The organism is Variovorax sp. GrIS 2.14, from assembly GCF_046115955.1.
In the GTDB taxonomy this organism is placed as follows: domain Bacteria; phylum Pseudomonadota; class Gammaproteobacteria; order Burkholderiales; family Burkholderiaceae_C; genus Variovorax.
Map to the genome: position 1 here is coordinate 48,968 of NZ_JBJXIA010000010.1, position 15,669 is coordinate 64,636.

At 65.4% G+C, this 15,669-nt stretch carries 15 protein-coding genes; 13 read left to right on the forward strand and 2 right to left on the reverse strand.

What is annotated here, in order from left to right; all coding sequences use genetic code 11:
• Positions 1 to 7 precede the first annotated feature (7 nt).
• The 11 genes from urtE (at position 8) to RCH10_RS16815 (ending at position 10,777) form a co-directional block, all read left to right on the forward strand.
• Complete coding sequence (gene urtE, locus RCH10_RS16765) at positions 8 to 700, forward strand: urea ABC transporter ATP-binding subunit UrtE (RefSeq protein WP_409053249.1); 693 nt, start codon at positions 8 to 10, stop codon at positions 698 to 700.
• A gap of 122 nt (positions 701 to 822) precedes the next feature.
• On the forward strand, positions 823 to 2,037 hold the full coding sequence (locus RCH10_RS16770; RefSeq protein ID WP_409053374.1) for an MFS transporter: 1,215 nt from the start codon (positions 823 to 825) through the stop codon (positions 2,035 to 2,037).
• A 161-nt stretch (positions 2,038 to 2,198) separates the two neighbouring features.
• Positions 2,199 to 3,101 (forward strand): prohibitin family protein, encoded by a 903-nt coding sequence (locus RCH10_RS16775; protein WP_409053250.1) that lies wholly within the window; start codon positions 2,199 to 2,201, stop codon positions 3,099 to 3,101.
• A 55-nt stretch (positions 3,102 to 3,156) separates the two neighbouring features.
• Complete coding sequence (locus RCH10_RS16780; RefSeq protein ID WP_323495428.1) at positions 3,157 to 4,167, forward strand: aldo/keto reductase; 1,011 nt, start codon at positions 3,157 to 3,159, stop codon at positions 4,165 to 4,167.
• An 82-nt stretch (positions 4,168 to 4,249) separates the two neighbouring features.
• Positions 4,250 to 4,858 (forward strand): chemotaxis protein CheB, encoded by a 609-nt coding sequence (locus RCH10_RS16785; RefSeq protein WP_409053251.1) that lies wholly within the window; start codon positions 4,250 to 4,252, stop codon positions 4,856 to 4,858.
• A gap of 349 nt (positions 4,859 to 5,207) precedes the next feature.
• Entirely contained in the window at positions 5,208 to 5,891 is a 684-nt protein-coding gene (locus tag RCH10_RS16790) for an SDR family oxidoreductase (RefSeq protein ID WP_409053252.1), read from the forward strand.
• 183 nt (positions 5,892 to 6,074) lie between these two features.
• On the forward strand, positions 6,075 to 7,115 hold the full coding sequence (locus tag RCH10_RS16795) for a VTT domain-containing protein (protein ID WP_409053253.1): 1,041 nt from the start codon (positions 6,075 to 6,077) through the stop codon (positions 7,113 to 7,115).
• 21 nt (positions 7,116 to 7,136) lie between these two features.
• Entirely contained in the window at positions 7,137 to 8,381 is a 1,245-nt protein-coding gene (locus RCH10_RS16800; protein WP_409053254.1) for an MFS transporter, read from the forward strand.
• Between the two features lie 27 nt (positions 8,382 to 8,408).
• Entirely contained in the window at positions 8,409 to 8,663 is a 255-nt protein-coding gene (locus tag RCH10_RS16805; protein ID WP_409053255.1) for a hypothetical protein, read from the forward strand.
• A 135-nt stretch (positions 8,664 to 8,798) separates the two neighbouring features.
• The gene (locus tag RCH10_RS16810) at positions 8,799 to 10,055 is read left to right on the forward strand and encodes a helix-turn-helix domain-containing protein (protein WP_409053256.1); all 1,257 of its coding nucleotides are present in this window, start codon (positions 8,799 to 8,801) and stop codon (positions 10,053 to 10,055) included.
• 47 nt (positions 10,056 to 10,102) lie between these two features.
• Positions 10,103 to 10,777: a DUF6923 family protein gene (locus RCH10_RS16815; protein WP_409053257.1), complete on the forward strand. Its 675-nt coding sequence runs from the start codon at positions 10,103 to 10,105 to the stop codon at positions 10,775 to 10,777.
• Between the two features lie 31 nt (positions 10,778 to 10,808).
• Here RCH10_RS16815 and RCH10_RS16820 read toward each other — a convergent pair whose 3' ends face one another.
• Positions 10,809 to 12,371: an acyl-CoA synthetase gene (locus RCH10_RS16820; protein WP_409053258.1), complete on the reverse strand. Its 1,563-nt coding sequence runs from the start codon at positions 12,369 to 12,371 to the stop codon at positions 10,809 to 10,811.
• 98 nt (positions 12,372 to 12,469) lie between these two features.
• Between RCH10_RS16820 and RCH10_RS16825 the strand changes: the two genes are divergently transcribed.
• Entirely contained in the window at positions 12,470 to 13,084 is a 615-nt protein-coding gene (locus RCH10_RS16825) for a DUF938 domain-containing protein (protein WP_409053259.1), read from the forward strand.
• Positions 13,085 to 13,112: 28 nt separating this feature from the next.
• Complete coding sequence (locus RCH10_RS16830) at positions 13,113 to 13,334, forward strand: hypothetical protein (RefSeq protein WP_323495418.1); 222 nt, start codon at positions 13,113 to 13,115, stop codon at positions 13,332 to 13,334.
• A 19-nt stretch (positions 13,335 to 13,353) separates the two neighbouring features.
• On the opposite strand, the gene katG is transcribed toward RCH10_RS16830, so the two are convergent.
• Positions 13,354 to 15,600 (reverse strand): catalase/peroxidase HPI, encoded by a 2,247-nt coding sequence (gene katG, locus RCH10_RS16835; RefSeq protein WP_409053260.1) that lies wholly within the window; start codon positions 15,598 to 15,600, stop codon positions 13,354 to 13,356.
• Positions 15,601 to 15,669: the final 69 nt, after the last annotated feature.

A 15,669-nucleotide genomic window follows, 5' to 3' on the forward strand; every position in this document is an offset into this window, starting at 1 on the left:
AACAACCATGCTCACAGTCAAGAACATTCACCAGTACTACGGCGGTTCGCACATCCTGCGCGACGTGAGCTTCACGGCCACGCTCGGCAAGGTCACCGTGCTGCTCGGCCGCAACGGCGTCGGCAAGACGACCTTGCTCAAGTCGTTGATTGGCCTGGTGCCGATCAAGAGCGGCAGCATCGAGTTCGACGGGCAGGCGATCCAGAAGAAGACACCTTACGAGCGCGCTCGTTCGGGCATGGGCTTCGTGCCGCAAGGCCGCGAGATTTTTGCGCGGCTGACCGTCGAAGAAAACCTGCGCATGGGGCTGGCCTACAGGAGCGGCAGCACGCCGATTCCGCCTGAGCTGTACGAGCTTTTCCCCGTCCTCAAGCAGATGCTGCATCGGCGTGGCGGCGATCTTTCCGGTGGTCAGCAGCAGCAACTCGCCATCGGGCGGGCACTCGCACCGGGACCGAAGCTGCTCATCCTCGACGAGCCGACCGAGGGCATCCAGCCATCGATCATCAAGGACATCGGTCGTGTCATTCGCATGCTGGCCGATCGCGGCGACATGGCGATCGTGCTGTGCGAGCAGTACTACGACTTCGCGCAGGAGCTGGCCGACGACTACCTCGTGATGGAGCGCGGCGAAGTCATCGCGCGCGGTCTGGGCAAGGACATGGAAGCGCAGGGCGTGCGCCAGCTGGTTGCGATCTAGGGGGTGTCTCGGGCTTGGACAGGGATTTAGGGGTTTACCCTAAAATCTGTTTTTGCCCGCGGGTCGCCGGGCCTTTCAAGGATCCGGTTTTGAACCCTCCCATCGCCGCCTCTTCTGCTGCACTGGCCGAAGCGGCAACCACTGCACCGTCCAACGCCAACTTCGGCCGCGCCATGCTTGCGCTCGGCGTGGGCGGCTTCGCCATCGGCACGGGTGAATTCGTCATCATGGGTTTGCTGCCTGAAGTGGCAGCCGACATCGGGGTCAGCATTCCGCAAGCCGGACACGTCATCAGCGCCTATGCGTTGGGCGTCGTCATCGGTGCGCCGGTACTGGCCGTGATGGCTGCGGGCTGGCATCGTCGGGCGCTGCTCATCGCGCTGATGGCGGTGTTCGCAGCCGGCAACTTCGCGAGCGCGCTCGCGCCGGGCTACCTCTCGCTCAACCTGTTGCGCTTCGCCACAGGCCTGCCGCACGGAACCTACTTCGGCGTCGCGGCACTGGTGGCCGCCGCACTTGCACCGCCCGATCGACGCGCGCGCGCAGTCGGTCTCGTGATGCTCGGGCTGACGGGCGCCACGCTGATCGGCGTGCCGATCGCGGCGTGGCTCGGGCAGGTCTTCGGCTGGCGCGCTGCCTTCGTCTTCGTCGGCGTGATCGCTTTGATCGCCATCGTGCTGCTGAACCGCGACATCCCCGACATCGCACCTAAAGCCGGTGCGAGCCCGTGGCGCGAACTCGGCGCACTCAAGCGCAAGCAAGTGTGGTTCACGCTCGGCATCGGTGCCATCGGCTTCGGCGGCATGTTCTCGGTGTTTAGCTACATCAAGCCGACGTTGATCGAAGTGGCGGGGTTGCCGCTGGCCGGCGTGCCCTTCGTGCTGGCGTTGTTCGGCCTGGGCATGGTGGCCGGCAACCTGGTGGGCGCGCGGCTTGCTGACAAGTCGTTGCTGCGCACCATCGGCGGTCTCTTGGTGTGGTCGGCGCTGGTGCTGGCGCTGTTCTCTTTTGCGGCGCACCACGTCGTCACCGCGGCCATCAACGTTTTCCTGCTGGGCACCATCGTCGCCATCGCACCGGCCTTGCAGATCCGGTTGATGGACGTGGCGGGTGACGCGCAGACGCTGGCGGCTGCGCTCAACCACTCGGCTTTCAACATGGCCAACGCCCTCGGCGCGTGGCTTGGCGGCGCGGCCATCAGCGCCGGCCTGGGCTGGACCTCGACCGGCTGGGTCGGCGTCTTGCTTGCATTCGCGGGCATGGGGGTGTTCGCGTGGTCGATCACCAGTGCGCGGGCCGATACGCGGATGGCGCTGGCCCGCGCGATGAAGCGCTGATTCCGCTGCTTCGATGGTGGCCCGCGGTGACTGGCGCTTTTGGTTCCGTAGCGAAATGCGGCACAAATTCGCGGAACCTCGGCTTCGGCAGCGACTGAAGTGAAAAGTCTTGGGTACCTTCGCTGGTCACTCAAACAAAAGACTCAGGAGGAATTTCAGCCATGAATATCGACACCACAGGCATCCAGCGGAGCCACATCCGCAACTCGGTCATCGCAGTCATCGCATTGGTCATGCTGGTCGCCTTCTGGCCACTCACGAGCGTGCCAACCGGTTACCGTGGCGTCATCACGGTCGGCGGCGCCATCAAGAGCCTGAAGGAAGAAGGGTACGTGCTGCTCTGGCCATGGGAAAAGAAGGTGGACTTCAACATTCGAGCCGAGCAGGCCGACGTCGAAAAGGCCGAAGGCAGCACGCTGGATACGCAACCGGTCAATGTCAGCCTGACCGTGCGCTATTCGATCAGCCTGGACCGCGTCACAGAGGTGTACGAAAAGTACAGCCATGACGGTAACTTGGCGAGCTATGTGCAGACTGCGACGGCCGAAGTGTTCAAGGCCGTCACCGCGCGCTACACGGCAACCGATCTGATCGCGAAGCGTTCCAGCGTCAGCACCGACATCAGCGCCCTGCTGCGCGACAAAATGAAAGTGTTCGGCGCGCAGATCATCAGCATCGACATGCGCAACTTCAGTTTCAGTCCGTCGTACATGGCGGCGATCAACGAGAAGGTCACGCAGGAACAGTTGCGGCAGGCGGCGGACAACAAGCTCAAGACGGTGGAGTCCGAACAAAAGCAGAAGGTCGCGGTGGCCGAGGCCGAGGCTGACGCCGCGAGGAAAACAGCAGACGGCGAAGCCTATGCACAGCTCAAGATCGCGACGGCACAGGCGGACTCGCTGAAGATCCAGAACGCGGCACTGGCGCAAAACAAGGACGTGCTCGAACTTCGTCGAATCGAGGTCGAGTTGGAGAAGGCGCGCAAGTGGAACGGGGCGTTGCCCACGAGCATCTACGCCGGAGCGCCGATCCCGTTCTTGAATCTCGAAAAGTCTTCGAGGTAGTTCACTCACCTCGCTGCCGTCAGCGCGTTTCACCCGCCGTGTCTATCATGACCACATGAGCATCCCCACCACCCGACTCGGCCGCACCGGCCTCACCGTGTCGCGACTCGCGCTCGGCACCATGACCTTCGGCCTGCAGACCGACGAAGCGACGTCTTTTCGCATTCTCGACAAGGCGACCGAAGGTGGCATCAACTTTCTCGATACGGCCGACGTGTACCCGCTCGGCGGCACGGTCGAGACGGCAGGCCGCACCGAAGAGATCATCGGCCGCTGGCTGAACGCCAAGGGCAAAAGCCGGCGCAGCGAGTTCATCCTCGCGACCAAGGCGGCGAACAAGGTCGGACCCAATCCGTGGGACCAGGGCAACTCGCGCAAGCACCTGCTGGACGCGATCGACCTGTCGCTCAAGCGCCTGCAGACCGACCACGTCGACCTGTACCAGCTCCATCACAACGACCCGCACACGCCGCTCGACGAAAGCCTCGAAGCGCTCGACACCATCGTGCGGTCCGGCCGTGCGCGCTACATCGGCGTGTCGAACTTCCTTGCTTATCGGCTGGCGCGTGCCATCGGCCGGACCGAGCTGCACAAGCTCACCAAGCTGGTGTCGGTGCAGCCGCGCTACAGCCTGCTGTTTCGCGAGATCGAGCGCGAGTTGCTGCCGCTGGCGGACGAAGACGGCATCGGCGTCATCCCGTACAACCCACTGGCTGGCGGCATGCTGACGGGCAAGTACAAACCGGACTCGAAGCCCGAAGACCAGACGCGCTTCACGCTCGGCACGGCCGGCGCGATGTACCAGGACCGCTACTGGAACGATCGCAGCTTTGCGACGATCGCGCAGTTGCATGCGCTGGCCGACGAAGCCGGCGTGCCGTTGGCGACACTGGCGGTGGCATGGGTGATGGCCAATCCGCTCATCACCGCGCCGTTGCTCGGCGCCAGTCGGCCCGAGCAGCTCGACGCCACGCTGGCTGCGGCCGAGTACAAGCTCGACCCCGCACTCAAACTGAAACTGGACGAGCTGACAGCCGACTACCGCAAGGGCGATGCGCCAAGGTGACTGCGCTCCAGTGACAGGCTCCCGTTGACACGCCGGCGCGAGGCCGCAAAGAATAGTGCAGTTCTCCTTGGCGGGAGCCAGCATGCCTGTCGGTCGTGATCTCATCGTCATCGGCGGTTCAGTGGGCGGCTTGAGCGCACTGTGCCGCTTCGTGGTGCCATTGGCCGCCAACTTTCCTGCGGCCATCGTCGTGGCGATCTTCAACGGTCCGGGCGGCGGCGCTTCATCTGGCGCCGACAGCATGCAGCTTCCTGCAATCGTCGCCCAGCACACCCGCCTTTCGGTGCGCGACGCGGCCGATGGCGAGGAGTTTCATCCCGGCAATATCTATCTGGCGCCGCAGGGACATCATCTGGTCGTTCTGCCCACCGGCCGCTTCGGCTTCGACGACGCGGCCGTCGTCGATTACCCGGCGCCCTCGGCCGACCCGCTGTTTCGCTCGGCGGCCGCGGCGTACGGGCGACGTGTGATCGGCATCGTGCTGAGCGGCACCGGAGACGATGGCTCGGATGGCCTGAAGGCGATTCATCGGGAAGGCGGCATCTGCATCGTGCAAAGCCCGTCGGATGCCACCGCGCGCGGCATGCCGACAAATGCCTTGTTGTCCAACCACACTGACTTTTGCGTGCTGCTCGACGAGATGCCCAAACTGCTGATGTCACTGGTGAGCCCGACGGGCCGCGCCGGCTGAAACTGTCAGAGCGGTCGGTTAACCGACAACTTCTGGCCGACGGTTGGGCTTAACGAAACCGGCACCCAGGTCGAGATCGATGGCGACGTGCTGGTCGATGCGCCGCTCGAAACATCGTGGTTTCGCCGCGCCATGCCGTACCTGCTGCAGAACGCGATCGAGCATTCGCCGGCAGGCGCGTTGTTGGCCGTGACGCTGCGGTAAGCAGTAGATGGCGTCTGGATCCTGGTGTGGAATCCGGGTCAACGCATTGCCCGGAGAGGCCGTCGGTCTGCGCTGCCTGTTTCCGGATCGCGCCGCGCTTTGGCGCTCACAATCACGCTCATCAACCTGTTTTGTAAAGACAAAAATGCCCGACACCCTGCTTGGCGGTTTGCGGATCCTGATAACGCAGGCGGACGACTTCATGGGGCCGACGTTGTGCGAAGTCCTGGCTGAGCACGGCGCGGACGTCATCGCGAGTCGGGAATCGCTTATCGACCCGACCGCGCCCGCCGCGGTCGTCACGGCCGCCGGACGAGTCGATGTGTTGATCGCGAATCTGGCCGTTCCGGCACCGTCCACCGAAGCGGTTTCCATCACCGACGACGAATGGCGCTCCACCTTTGCAGCGCTGGTCGATCCGCTGCCGCGGCTGGTGCGGGCCGTGCTGCCTTCGATGATCGAGCGCAAGTCGGGACGCATTCTCGTCATGGGCAGCGCGACGGCCTTGCGAGGAATGCGCCGCACGGCAACGTACGGCGCGGCCCGCGCGGCCCAGATCGGGTACGTCCTGAGTGCGGCCCTCGAGGCTGCTCAGCACAACGTGCAGATCAACGCGATTGCCCAGAATTTCGTGGAGAACCCGACGTACTACCCGGTCGAGGTCCAGGCCAGGCCACGCTTTCAGGAGTTCATGAAGCGGGAGGTGCCGCTGGGCAGACTCGTCAGCGCGAGGGAGGACGCCGAGTTCGCCGCTTACCTGTGCAGCAAAGCGGCAGCGTGCTTCGTCGGACAGGTCTTTCCCGTTGCCGGAGGTTGGGCGATTCGCTGAAGCGCTGTCCCGATGCCATCTGGTCGCCCAGCTCGGGACCGAAGCCGAGGCCGCGGTGGCTGCCGCAGCAGCAAGCAATTTCCTTCGCGCTGAACGTTCTTCGCTTCTGCCGCAAAATCTTTGTGACATGCAGCGCTTTGTCCTCCTCCTCGATCACATCAGCGCGCGTGCGCGGGAGTTGCCATGGCGCAACTGATGACGCTCATGATCGAGAACGCGCTCGCCCTGATCTTCGGGGTCAGCCTGGCCGCACGTCTCGGCTTGCCGGTGCCGGCCGCGCCGGTGCTGGTGGTGGCCGGCGCACTGGTGTCCATCGGCCAGGTGTCGGTGCCCGGCGCGTTGCTGGTCGCCGTGCTCGGCAACCTGATCGGCGACGGGGCCTGGTTCTATGCGGGCCGTCGCTACGGTCATCGTTTCATGCGGCTGCTGTGCCGCATCTCGCTGTCGCCGGATTCATGCGTACGCCGCAGCGAATCGCTCATCACGCGCTGGGGCGGCTTGTCGCTGCTCGCGGCCAAGTTCGTGCCCGGCGTGTCGGTCGTGGCACCGCCGATGGCGGGTGCGCTCGGCATGTCGTCCTTGCGCTTCGTGCTGTTCGAAGTCGGTGCGGCATTGGTTTGGGCTGGCGTGTTTCTTGGTTTGGGCTACGCCTTTCGCGACAGTGTGCAAAGCGTGTTGAATGGCCTGGCCGATGCCGGCGGCGTCGCGACTCTCTTGGTGGTGGGCGCGGTGCTCGCGACACTGGCGGTTCGATACGGGCGACGGCGCCGTTTCATTCAACTGACCCGCATGCCGCGCATCTCGGTGAACGAGTTATATGACTTGATGGGCACCGAAACGCCACCGCTGGTCATCGACGTGCGCGGCAACGCGAGCATTCAGATCGACCCGCGCCGCATTCCCGGCGCACTGCCCTTGAGCCTCAAGGACATCCAGCATCGCCGCACCGCGAATGCCTTCGACGGTGCGCGCGATGTAGTTCTCTATTGCGATTGCCCGAATGACGTGTCGGCTGCCCTGGCGGCGGGCGCGCTGGCCGCGCAAGGCGTGCCGCGCGCCCGGCCACTGGCGGGAGGACTCGATGCGTGGGTGGCGGCGGGCCGGCCGACGTCGTTGCACGCGACAGCGACGGTGGAACGCAGGGCCGGTGCGCCGGACGCCACCGCAGGCGCCATTGCAGACGCTATCGCAGACGCCACGGCCTTGCCCGGCGTCAATCCCTGAAGCGCTCCAAGAAGCTCGCAAGTGCCCTTACCCGCGGCCCCGCTCGCCAAACCGTCGCAACCGTCGTTCGCCAGCTCTGCCGCACCCCAAGGACTCACCACCGGCCTGACCTTCGTCTTTGCCGTCGCCTGCGGTTTGTCCGTGGCCAACATCTACTACGCCCAGCCGCTGCTCGGTCCGATCTCCGCCAGCCTCGGCCTGCACGCGGGCCTGGCCGGGCTGATCATGACGTTGCTCCAGCTCGGCTACGGGAGCGGCCTGTTGTTGCTGGTGCCGTTGGCCGACGTCGTCGAAAACCGGCGCCTCATCGTCGGCATGCTGTCGGTGGCGGTGCTCGGCTTGCTCGGCATCGCGCTGTCCAATTCGGCTGTTACTTTTCTGGCGGCGTCGTTCGTGGTCGGCCTGTGCGCCGTGGCGGCGCAGGTGCTCGTTCCGTTTGCTTCGCACCTGGCGCCCGAGGCCACGCGTGGCAAGGTGGTCGGCAACATCATGGCGGGGCTGCTGGCCGGCATCATGCTGGCGCGGCCGTTTTCCAGCCTCGTTGCAGCGGGCTTCGGATGGCGCGCCGTGTTCTGGATTTCGGCCGTCGTCATGGCCGCGCTCATCGTCGTGTTGTGGCGCGCTCTGCCGGAGCGGCATCCGCACGGCTCCGTCGGCTACACGCGCACGATGGCATCGTTGCCGGGCATCGTGCGGCGCACGCCGCTGCTGCGCCGGCGCGCGTTCTACCAAGGGATGATGTTCGCGGGGTTCCAGACCTTCTGGACTGCCGTGCCGCTGGCCCTGGTGCACGAGTTCGGCATGGGGCAGCGCGGCATCGCCGCCTTCGCACTGGCCGGTGCCGCAGGTGCATTGGCCGCCCCCTGGTCGGGCCGTCTGGCCGACCGCGGCCTGACGCGTCCGGCCACTGGTTGGGCCATCGCGGTGGGGCTGCTGTCGTTCGCATTGGGCGCCGTGTCGGTGCACTACCACTCGCTCGCAGGCCTGGTGGCGGCCGGCGTGTTGCTCGACGTTGCCGTACAGCTGTGCCAGGTGTTGAGCATCCGCAGCATCTTCATGCTGGCACCCGAGCTGCGCGGCCGCCTGAACGGCCTCTTCATGACGTTCGTTTTCCTGTGTGCGGCCGTGGCGTCGGGCCTCGCAGCAGCGGTCTATGCCTTTCACGGATGGACGGCGCTGTGCCTTCTGGGTGGCGGCTTCATCTTTGCGGCGGCGCTGTTGTATGCGACCGAATTTCGCAGTCGTCGGATGCTGGCGGCGGCTTGATCTGAGCGTCATACTGACGCCGTCCTGATGCGTGGCTGGAAGCCCGATCTTTGCCTGGTGAACCCGGACGACACCGCCGGCCCAGCGCTCGAGCGTCAACTCGCGGCCGCCAGCTACGACTGCGTAGTGATCGGCGGTGGCCTTCGCATTCCGCCTGAGAGCTTGCTGCTGTTCGAAGTGCTCGTCAACGCCGTCCACAGGGCGGCGCCGGGCGTGCCCATCGCGTTCAACACGCAGCCTCGGGATACTGGCGATGCAGCGGCGCGCTGGTTGAAAGGCTGAGCCAGCGTTCCTCCGAGACGCATGACTGCGACCGCGACGCAGATCGGCACCGCGCATCGACGCCATGATGCGCAGCATGCCGCTGATCGTCGAGGCCTTGGCAGCCAGCGGACCGGCGCGGCGTAATCTGTCGCGATGGATTCCCTGATCGCCGCCTCTGCGCGCGCGCTCGCTGCCGGCGATGCGCTCGGCGCGCTCAAGCGGGTGGCCCTGCGCGACGACCCGCCTGCGCTGGCATTGCGCGGCATCGCGATGGCACAACTCGGCGAGCACCCCCGCGCCCGCGAACTGTTGCGACGCGCGGCGCGTGGCTTCGGCGTGCATGAAGAAGCGGCACGCGCTCGTTGCATCGTCGCCGAGGCGGAGGTGGCGCTGGCGATGCGCGACCTTGGCAGCTCTTTCCCGTCTCTGCGCTCGCTGGCCGCGGCGGCGACCACCCTGGAGGCGAGAGCCGATCGCGCCGATACGACCGATCTTGGCAACGCGCTGCAGGCACGCCTGATCGTGGCGCGCAGATTGCTGTTGCTCGGTCGTCTCGACGAGGCTGCGGATGCGTTGGCACAGCTCGGCGTGCGCGCTTTGCCGTCGCCTTTTGCGGCTGTCGCAGCGGTGGCAGAACTGACGGCGGCCGAGCTGGCGCTGCGTTCGCTGCGGGTGGCGCAGGCGCATGCGGCGCTCGGGCGCGCGCAAGAAGCGGCCGCGCGTGCCCGCGGGCCTGCGCTGATGGCCGAGGTCGCGGAGGCGCAAGCTGCGTTCGACCGTCCGGCCGCGCGGCGCGCTGTCGCCGGCATCGAACTGACACTGCGGCTCGACGAGGTCGCAGCGCTGTTCGCCTCGAACGCCCTGGTGGTCGACGCCTGCCGTCGCGGACTGCAGGCGGGCGATGCGTGGCTGCCGCTGGCCAGCCGGCCGGTGCTGTTCGTGCTGCTGCGTGCGTTGGCTGAAGCATGGCCCGGCGAGGTGAACCGCGAAGCTCTGATCGCCGGCGCGTTTCGCATTCGGCGCCCCGACGAGACGCACCGCGCGCGGTTGCGGGTCGAGATCGGCCGTCTGCGTGCGCTGGTGAGCGCATCGGCGCAGATCGAGGCCACGGCGCGCGGCTTCGCGCTTCGACCACACCGAGCGCGCGACGTTGCCGTGCTGGCACCGCCCATCGATGGCGACCAGGCGTCGCTGGTGGCGTTGCTGTCCGATGGCGCGGCATGGTCGACGTCGGCACTTGCGCTGGCTTTGGGTGCCAGCCAGCGCACCGTGCAGCGTGCGCTGGCCGAGCTCGAAGCCGAGGGCAGGGTGCGCGCCATCGGGCAGGCGCGGGCGCGCCGCTGGCTTGCGCCGCCGCTGACCGGATTCACGACGATCTTGTTACTCCCCGCTGCGCTGCGGATTCAATAGAGTTGTCTTCACGGCGCCGATTTCAGCGCGCTGAAAAGGAGTCGGACATGAATAGCAATGTGAGCAAAGAGAGACCGGCGGCCAAGGTTCGCCCGGCAGAAATCGTCCGTGAGTACGGGCCGTTCGCCGGGTCCGACAAGGTGCACGGCGTGACCCACGACGGCCACAACGTGTGGGCCGCCACCGGCGCCATGCTGGTCGCCTTCGACCCATCGAACGGTGCCACCGCATGCACGCTCGACCGCCCCTGCGATGCCGGCACCGCGTTCGACGGCACGCATCTCTATCAAATCGCCGAGACGCGCATCGACAAGATCGGCCCGAAGACGGGCGCGGTCGTGGCGTCGATCCCCGCGCCCGGCAGCGGCAGTGATTCAGGGCTCACCTGGGCCGAAGGCAGCTTGTGGGTCGGCCAGTACCGCGACCGCAAGATCCACCAAGTCAATCCGGATACGGGCACAGTGATCCGATCGATTGAATCGAACCGCTTCGTCACCGGCGTGACTTGGGTGGATGGCGAACTCTGGCACGGTACCTGGGAAGCCGAGGAGAGCGAATTGCGCCGCATCGACCCGCAGAGCGGCACCGTGCTCGACCGTCTCGCGATGCCGAGCGGCACCGGTGTCAGCGGACTCGAGTCCGATGGCGCCGACCTCTTCTATTGCGGCGGCGGCGACAGCGGAAAGGTCCGCGCCGTGCGCCGCCCCAAAAGCTCGAGCTGACGCCTAGTACGGCGCCGTCGACGTCGCGCTGTCAATTCACTTCGCGAGTCCGGCCTTCCCAATAGGGCTTCCGTAGCTCTGTCTTCAGAATCTTCCCAGCGCCCGTCATCGGCAGCGCATCGCGAAACTCCGTGCTGCGCGGGCATTTGTAGCCGGCGATCAGTTGGCGGCAATGGTCCGCCAGTTCCTTTGTCGTCGCGCTGGCGCCCGGTTTGCACACCACGACCGCGTGCACCGACTCGCCCCACTCGTCGCTGGGAATGCCGATCACGGCGCATGCGGCCACAGCGGGGTGCTGGCTGAGGGCGTTCTCGACCTCGGCCGAGTACACGTTCTCGCCACCGCTCACGATCATGTCCTTCATGCGGTCGACGATGTAGAGATAGCCGTCGTCGTCCATGCGGCCACCGTCGCCGGTATGCATCCAGCCATCGCGCAACGCGGCGGCGGTTTGCTCCGGTTTGTTCCAGTAGCCGAGCATCACGTTGGCACCACGCACCGCCACCTCGCCGACAGTGCCGCGCGGCACCTCGACGCCCAGCGGGTCGACGACGCGCACCTCGGTCGTGAGTGACGCGCGGCCGGCCGATCGCAGCAGGCCGGTCTTTGCCGCTTCGCTCTTGTGATCCGCAAAGCTGAGATACGTCGCGCAGGGTGACAGCTCGGTCATGCCATAGGCCTGGACGAAGTCGGCGCCGGGAAAGCGCTTCATTGCCCGCTGCAGCACGCCTTCGCTGATGACCGACCCGCCATAGCTCATCACCTTCACACTGCTCAGGTCGTACTGCGCCGCGTCCGGATGGTCGGTGGTCAGCTGGATCATGGTGGGCACGAGCATCAGGTGCGTCACGCGCTGCGCCTGGATGACCTGCAGCGTGCCCAGCGGCGTGAACATCGGGGCGATGATGAAGGTGCCGCCGGCGGCCGCATGGGCGAGCATCAGCGCCGCACAGGCGATGTGGAACATGGGCGCGATCAGCAAAGCGCGGCCGCTCGCTTCGGTGAGACCTTCGCCGAGTGCCGACAATGCGTTGGCACACAGGCTGTCGTGCGTGAGCATCACGCCTTTGGGAAATCCGGTGGTGCCCCCGGTGTACATCACGCCGGCGAGATCCTGGCCACTGCGAGCGGCGTCGGCCACAGGGGCGGCGGCCGCCACGATGGCTTCGTAGTCGAGCATGCCTTCGGGCGTCTCGCCATCGCCGACGTAGACCAGCGTCTGCAGCACCTTGCTTCTACTGCGCAGATCGAGCCCCACCGCTTTGAACTGCTCGTCGACCAGCAGGATGCGGGTATCGCAATCGTCCAGCGAATAGGCGATCTCGGCTGCGCTCCATCGGATGTTGACCGGATTGACCGCACCGCCACCCCACCAGGAGCCGAAGTAGAACTCCAGATAACGGTCGGAGTTGAGACTCAGCATGCCGACGCGATCGCCGCGCGCCATGCCCAGTGCCTGCAGTGCACCCGCCAGTTTGGCGACGCGATCGGCGTACTGCGCGTAACTGTGTCGGCGTGGTCCGCAGATCGTTGCTGTCCGCCGGGGATGCTGCTGCACAGCGCGGTGCAGTCCTTGAGTGAGATACAGCGGCATGGGCTTCTCCTCGACAGTTTTTTGGTTTACCGGCGCGACGATATCGGCAAACGGCAGCGGCAATGCCTAGGCAGAACCCGTGCTGCAAGATGCCGCCCATGATCGAACTTCCCCACAGCCCCGCCGCCGACCGCAACAAGCAACCCATCCTCGATGCGCTGAGTCGGGTCTTGGGAGCGGGCGGCAGTGCATTGGAGATTGCTTCCGGAACGGGCCAGCATGTCACCGCATTCGCGTCGGCTCTGCGCCAATGGGTCTGGCAGCCCACCGACGTCGACGCCAACATGTTGCCCGCGCTGGCGAGCCGCATCGAGGACGCCGGGCTGCCCAATCTGCGGCCGCCGCTTCTGCTCGACGTGACGGCGCCTCAGTGGCCGTCGCACGGCGCGGCCTTGACCAAAAGCTTCGACGCGATCTATTGCGCCAACATGTTGCACATCGCGCCGCCCGCCGCATGCGCCGGCCTCATGCGAGGGGCAGCGCGGCATCTGCTTTCCGGCGGAATGCTCATCACGTACGGTCCGTACTTCGACGAAAGCCCGCCGGCGCCGACTAACCGAGCGTTCGATGAAAGCTTGCGTGCCCGCAATCCGCTCTGGGGAATCCGACGCTTGAAGGATGTCGCGGCAGAGGCCCAGCGCCACGGCCTCGTGTTGCGTGAGAGGCACGAGATGCCCGCGAACAATCTGCTGCTGGTCTTCGTGCTCGCGTGAGACCGAGGAGGTGCTTCAGAATGCGTACATGGACCAGCGATCGAACGATGTTGCAACCCTGACCGACTCGGCACTGGCAGAGGCCGCGTTCATGGAGCGACGCAAGGCCGCGCAAGGTAATTTCTACGCGCTGGAGCGCGCGCAGGAGTTGGAGAGCGAACTGCGCCGTCGCGCGGGCATCGTCAGCACACTGGGCGCGCCGCTCGCGTTCGCGCGACCACGGCGGGCTCCGTGGTGGCGCTTCTGGTAACGCGATTGCGCGGCTGAACTCAGACGATGTCGAAGCGATCCAGGTTCATCACCTTGGTCCATGCCGCCACGAAATCAGCGACGAACTTCTGCTTTCCGTCCGAGCTTCCGTAGACTTCGGCGACAGCGCGCAGCTGCGCGTTCGAGCCGAACACCAGATCCGCGCGCGTGCCAGTCCACTTGACTTCGCTCGTCTTGCGGTCGCGCCCTTCGAACTGCTCACCAGCACCGGCGACAGACTTCCACTCCGTACCCATGTCGAGCAGGTTGACAAAGAAGTCATTGCTCAACGTGCCCGGCTTGCTGGTGAGAACACCATGCTTTGAGTTTCCGGTATTGGCGCCGAGCACCCGCAGGCCACCGACGAGCACCGTCATTTCGGGCGCCGTAAGCATCAGCAACTGCGACCGGTCGATCAACATGGCTTCAGCGCTTACGCCCCAGCCTGCCTTCATGAAATTGCGAAAGCCATCGGCTACCGGTTCCAACTGAGCGAACGAATCCACATCGGTTTGCTCTTGCGTTGTGTCCATGCGCCCCGGCGTGAAGGGCACGACGACGCCGCCGCCTGCCGCTTGTTCCACGCCGACACCGCCGGCCAGCACGATCAGGTCGGCCACAGAGACCTTCTTGCCGCCGTTTTGGGCGCCGTTGAATTCGCTCTGGATGCCTTCGAGCGTTTTCAGAACCTTCGACAGCTGGTCTGGCTGGTTGACCGCCCAATCCTTCTGTGGGGCCAGCCGAATCCGCGCACCGTTCGCGCCGCCGCGCTTGTCGGAGCCGCGGAAAGTCGAAGCCGACGCCCAGGCAGTCGAGACCAGCTGCGCGTTGGTCAAGCCCGATGCCGCGATCTTCTTCTTCAGGGTTTCGATGTCTTGTGCATCGACCACGGCGTGGTCGAGCGCAGGAATCGGGTCCTGCCAGATCAAGACTTCAGCCGGCACGTCGGAACCGAGGTAGCGAACGCGTGGTCCCATGTCGCGGTGCGTCAGCTTGAACCAGGCGCGGGCGAAGGCGTCGGCAAACTGGTCGGGGTTCGCGAGGAAACGACGCGAAATCTTTTCGTAGGCTGGGTCCGCGCGCATCGCGATGTCTGTGGTCAACATCATCGGAGACAGGCGCTTCGCAGGGTCGAACGCATGCGGGATCGTGCCGGCGCCGGCGCCGTTCTTAGGCGTCCACTGGTGCGCACCTGCGGGGCTCTTCGTCAGTTCCCATTCATATGCGAACAAGTTTTCGAAGTAGCTGTTGCTCCACTTCGTCGGTGTGGTCGACCAGGTGACTTCAAGGCCGCTGCTGATCGCATCGACGCCCTTGCCGGTGCGAAAGCTGCTCTTCCAGCCGAGTCCTTGTTCGTCGACGTGGGAGCCCTCGGGCTCGAACCCGACGTGCTCCGTGGGGCCTGCACCATGGGTCTTGCCGAAAGTGTGGCCGCCGGCGTTCAGTGCCACGGTTTCCTCGTCGTTCATTGCCATGCGGCTGAACGTTTCCCGGATGTCATGGGCAGAGGCGACCGGGTCGGGATTGCCGTCCGGACCTTCAGGGTTGACGTAGATCAAGCCCATCTGCACCGCGCCGAGCGGCTGCTCGAGCACACGCGAGTGCGGCACTTCGCTGCTGTCGTCCGCGGGCAGGACACCGTGCGTCTTTTCGACGCCCGGCGAGCCCTGTGCATAGCGGATGTCGCCACCCAGCCACTTGGTTTCACGACCCCAGTACACGTCCTGATCGGGCTCCCACACATCCACGCGACCGCCGGCGAAGCCAAAGGTCTTGAACCCCATGCTCTCCAGCGCAACGTTGCCCGTAAGGATCATCAGATCGGCCCAGGAGATCTGGTTGCCGTATTTCTGCTTGATAGGCCAGAGCAGGCGACGCGCCTTGTCCAGATTGGCGTTGTCTGGCCAGCTATTGATGGGCGAGAAACGTTGCTGACCGCGGGCTGCACCGCCCCGACCATCGCCGATGCGGTAAGTGCCGGCGCTGTGCCATGCCATGCGGATGAAGAGGCCGCCGTAATGACCAAAGTCGGCTGGCCACCAGTCCTGCGAATCGGTCATCAGAGCAGTGAGGTCCGACTTCAGTGCGGTCAGGTCCAGCTTCTTGAATTCTTCGGCGTAGTTGAAGTCGGGTCCCAGCGGGTCTGACTTTGACGAGTGCTGATGCAGCAGATCCACGCGCAATTGATTCGGCCACCATTCACGGGTCGTCGTGCCGGCGCCGGTGGCCTGGTTGAAGGGACACTTCGCTTCGCTTTTTTCACTCATGGGGATGCTCCTGTGGTTTTCAGTACGGGTAGGGAGGAAATTCTGTCGCAGAAGCTGGGCAGAAGCGAA

Excerpts from the sequence above, each read along its gene's own strand:
- urtE (WP_409053249.1), top strand. The coding sequence starts at position 8 with ATGCTCACAGTCAAGAACATTCACCAGTACTACGGCGGTTCGCACATC.
- RCH10_RS16775 (WP_409053250.1), top strand. The coding sequence starts at position 2,199 with ATGAATATCGACACCACAGGCATCCAGCGGAGCCACATCCGCAACTCG.
- RCH10_RS16780 (WP_323495428.1), top strand. The coding sequence starts at position 3,157 with ATGAGCATCCCCACCACCCGACTCGGCCGCACCGGCCTCACCGTGTCG.
- RCH10_RS16785 (WP_409053251.1), top strand. The coding sequence starts at position 4,250 with ATGCCTGTCGGTCGTGATCTCATCGTCATCGGCGGTTCAGTGGGCGGC.
- RCH10_RS16790 (WP_409053252.1), top strand. The coding sequence starts at position 5,208 with ATGCCCGACACCCTGCTTGGCGGTTTGCGGATCCTGATAACGCAGGCG.
- RCH10_RS16795 (WP_409053253.1), top strand. The coding sequence starts at position 6,075 with ATGGCGCAACTGATGACGCTCATGATCGAGAACGCGCTCGCCCTGATC.
- RCH10_RS16805 (WP_409053255.1), top strand. The coding sequence starts at position 8,409 with ATGCGTGGCTGGAAGCCCGATCTTTGCCTGGTGAACCCGGACGACACC.
- RCH10_RS16810 (WP_409053256.1), top strand. The coding sequence starts at position 8,799 with ATGGATTCCCTGATCGCCGCCTCTGCGCGCGCGCTCGCTGCCGGCGAT.
- RCH10_RS16815 (WP_409053257.1), top strand. The coding sequence starts at position 10,103 with ATGAATAGCAATGTGAGCAAAGAGAGACCGGCGGCCAAGGTTCGCCCG.
- RCH10_RS16820 (WP_409053258.1), bottom strand. The coding sequence starts at position 12,371 with ATGCCGCTGTATCTCACTCAAGGACTGCACCGCGCTGTGCAGCAGCAT.
- RCH10_RS16825 (WP_409053259.1), top strand. The coding sequence starts at position 12,470 with ATGATCGAACTTCCCCACAGCCCCGCCGCCGACCGCAACAAGCAACCC.
- RCH10_RS16830 (WP_323495418.1), top strand. The coding sequence starts at position 13,113 with ATGGACCAGCGATCGAACGATGTTGCAACCCTGACCGACTCGGCACTG.
- katG (WP_409053260.1), bottom strand. The coding sequence starts at position 15,600 with ATGAGTGAAAAAAGCGAAGCGAAGTGTCCCTTCAACCAGGCCACCGGC.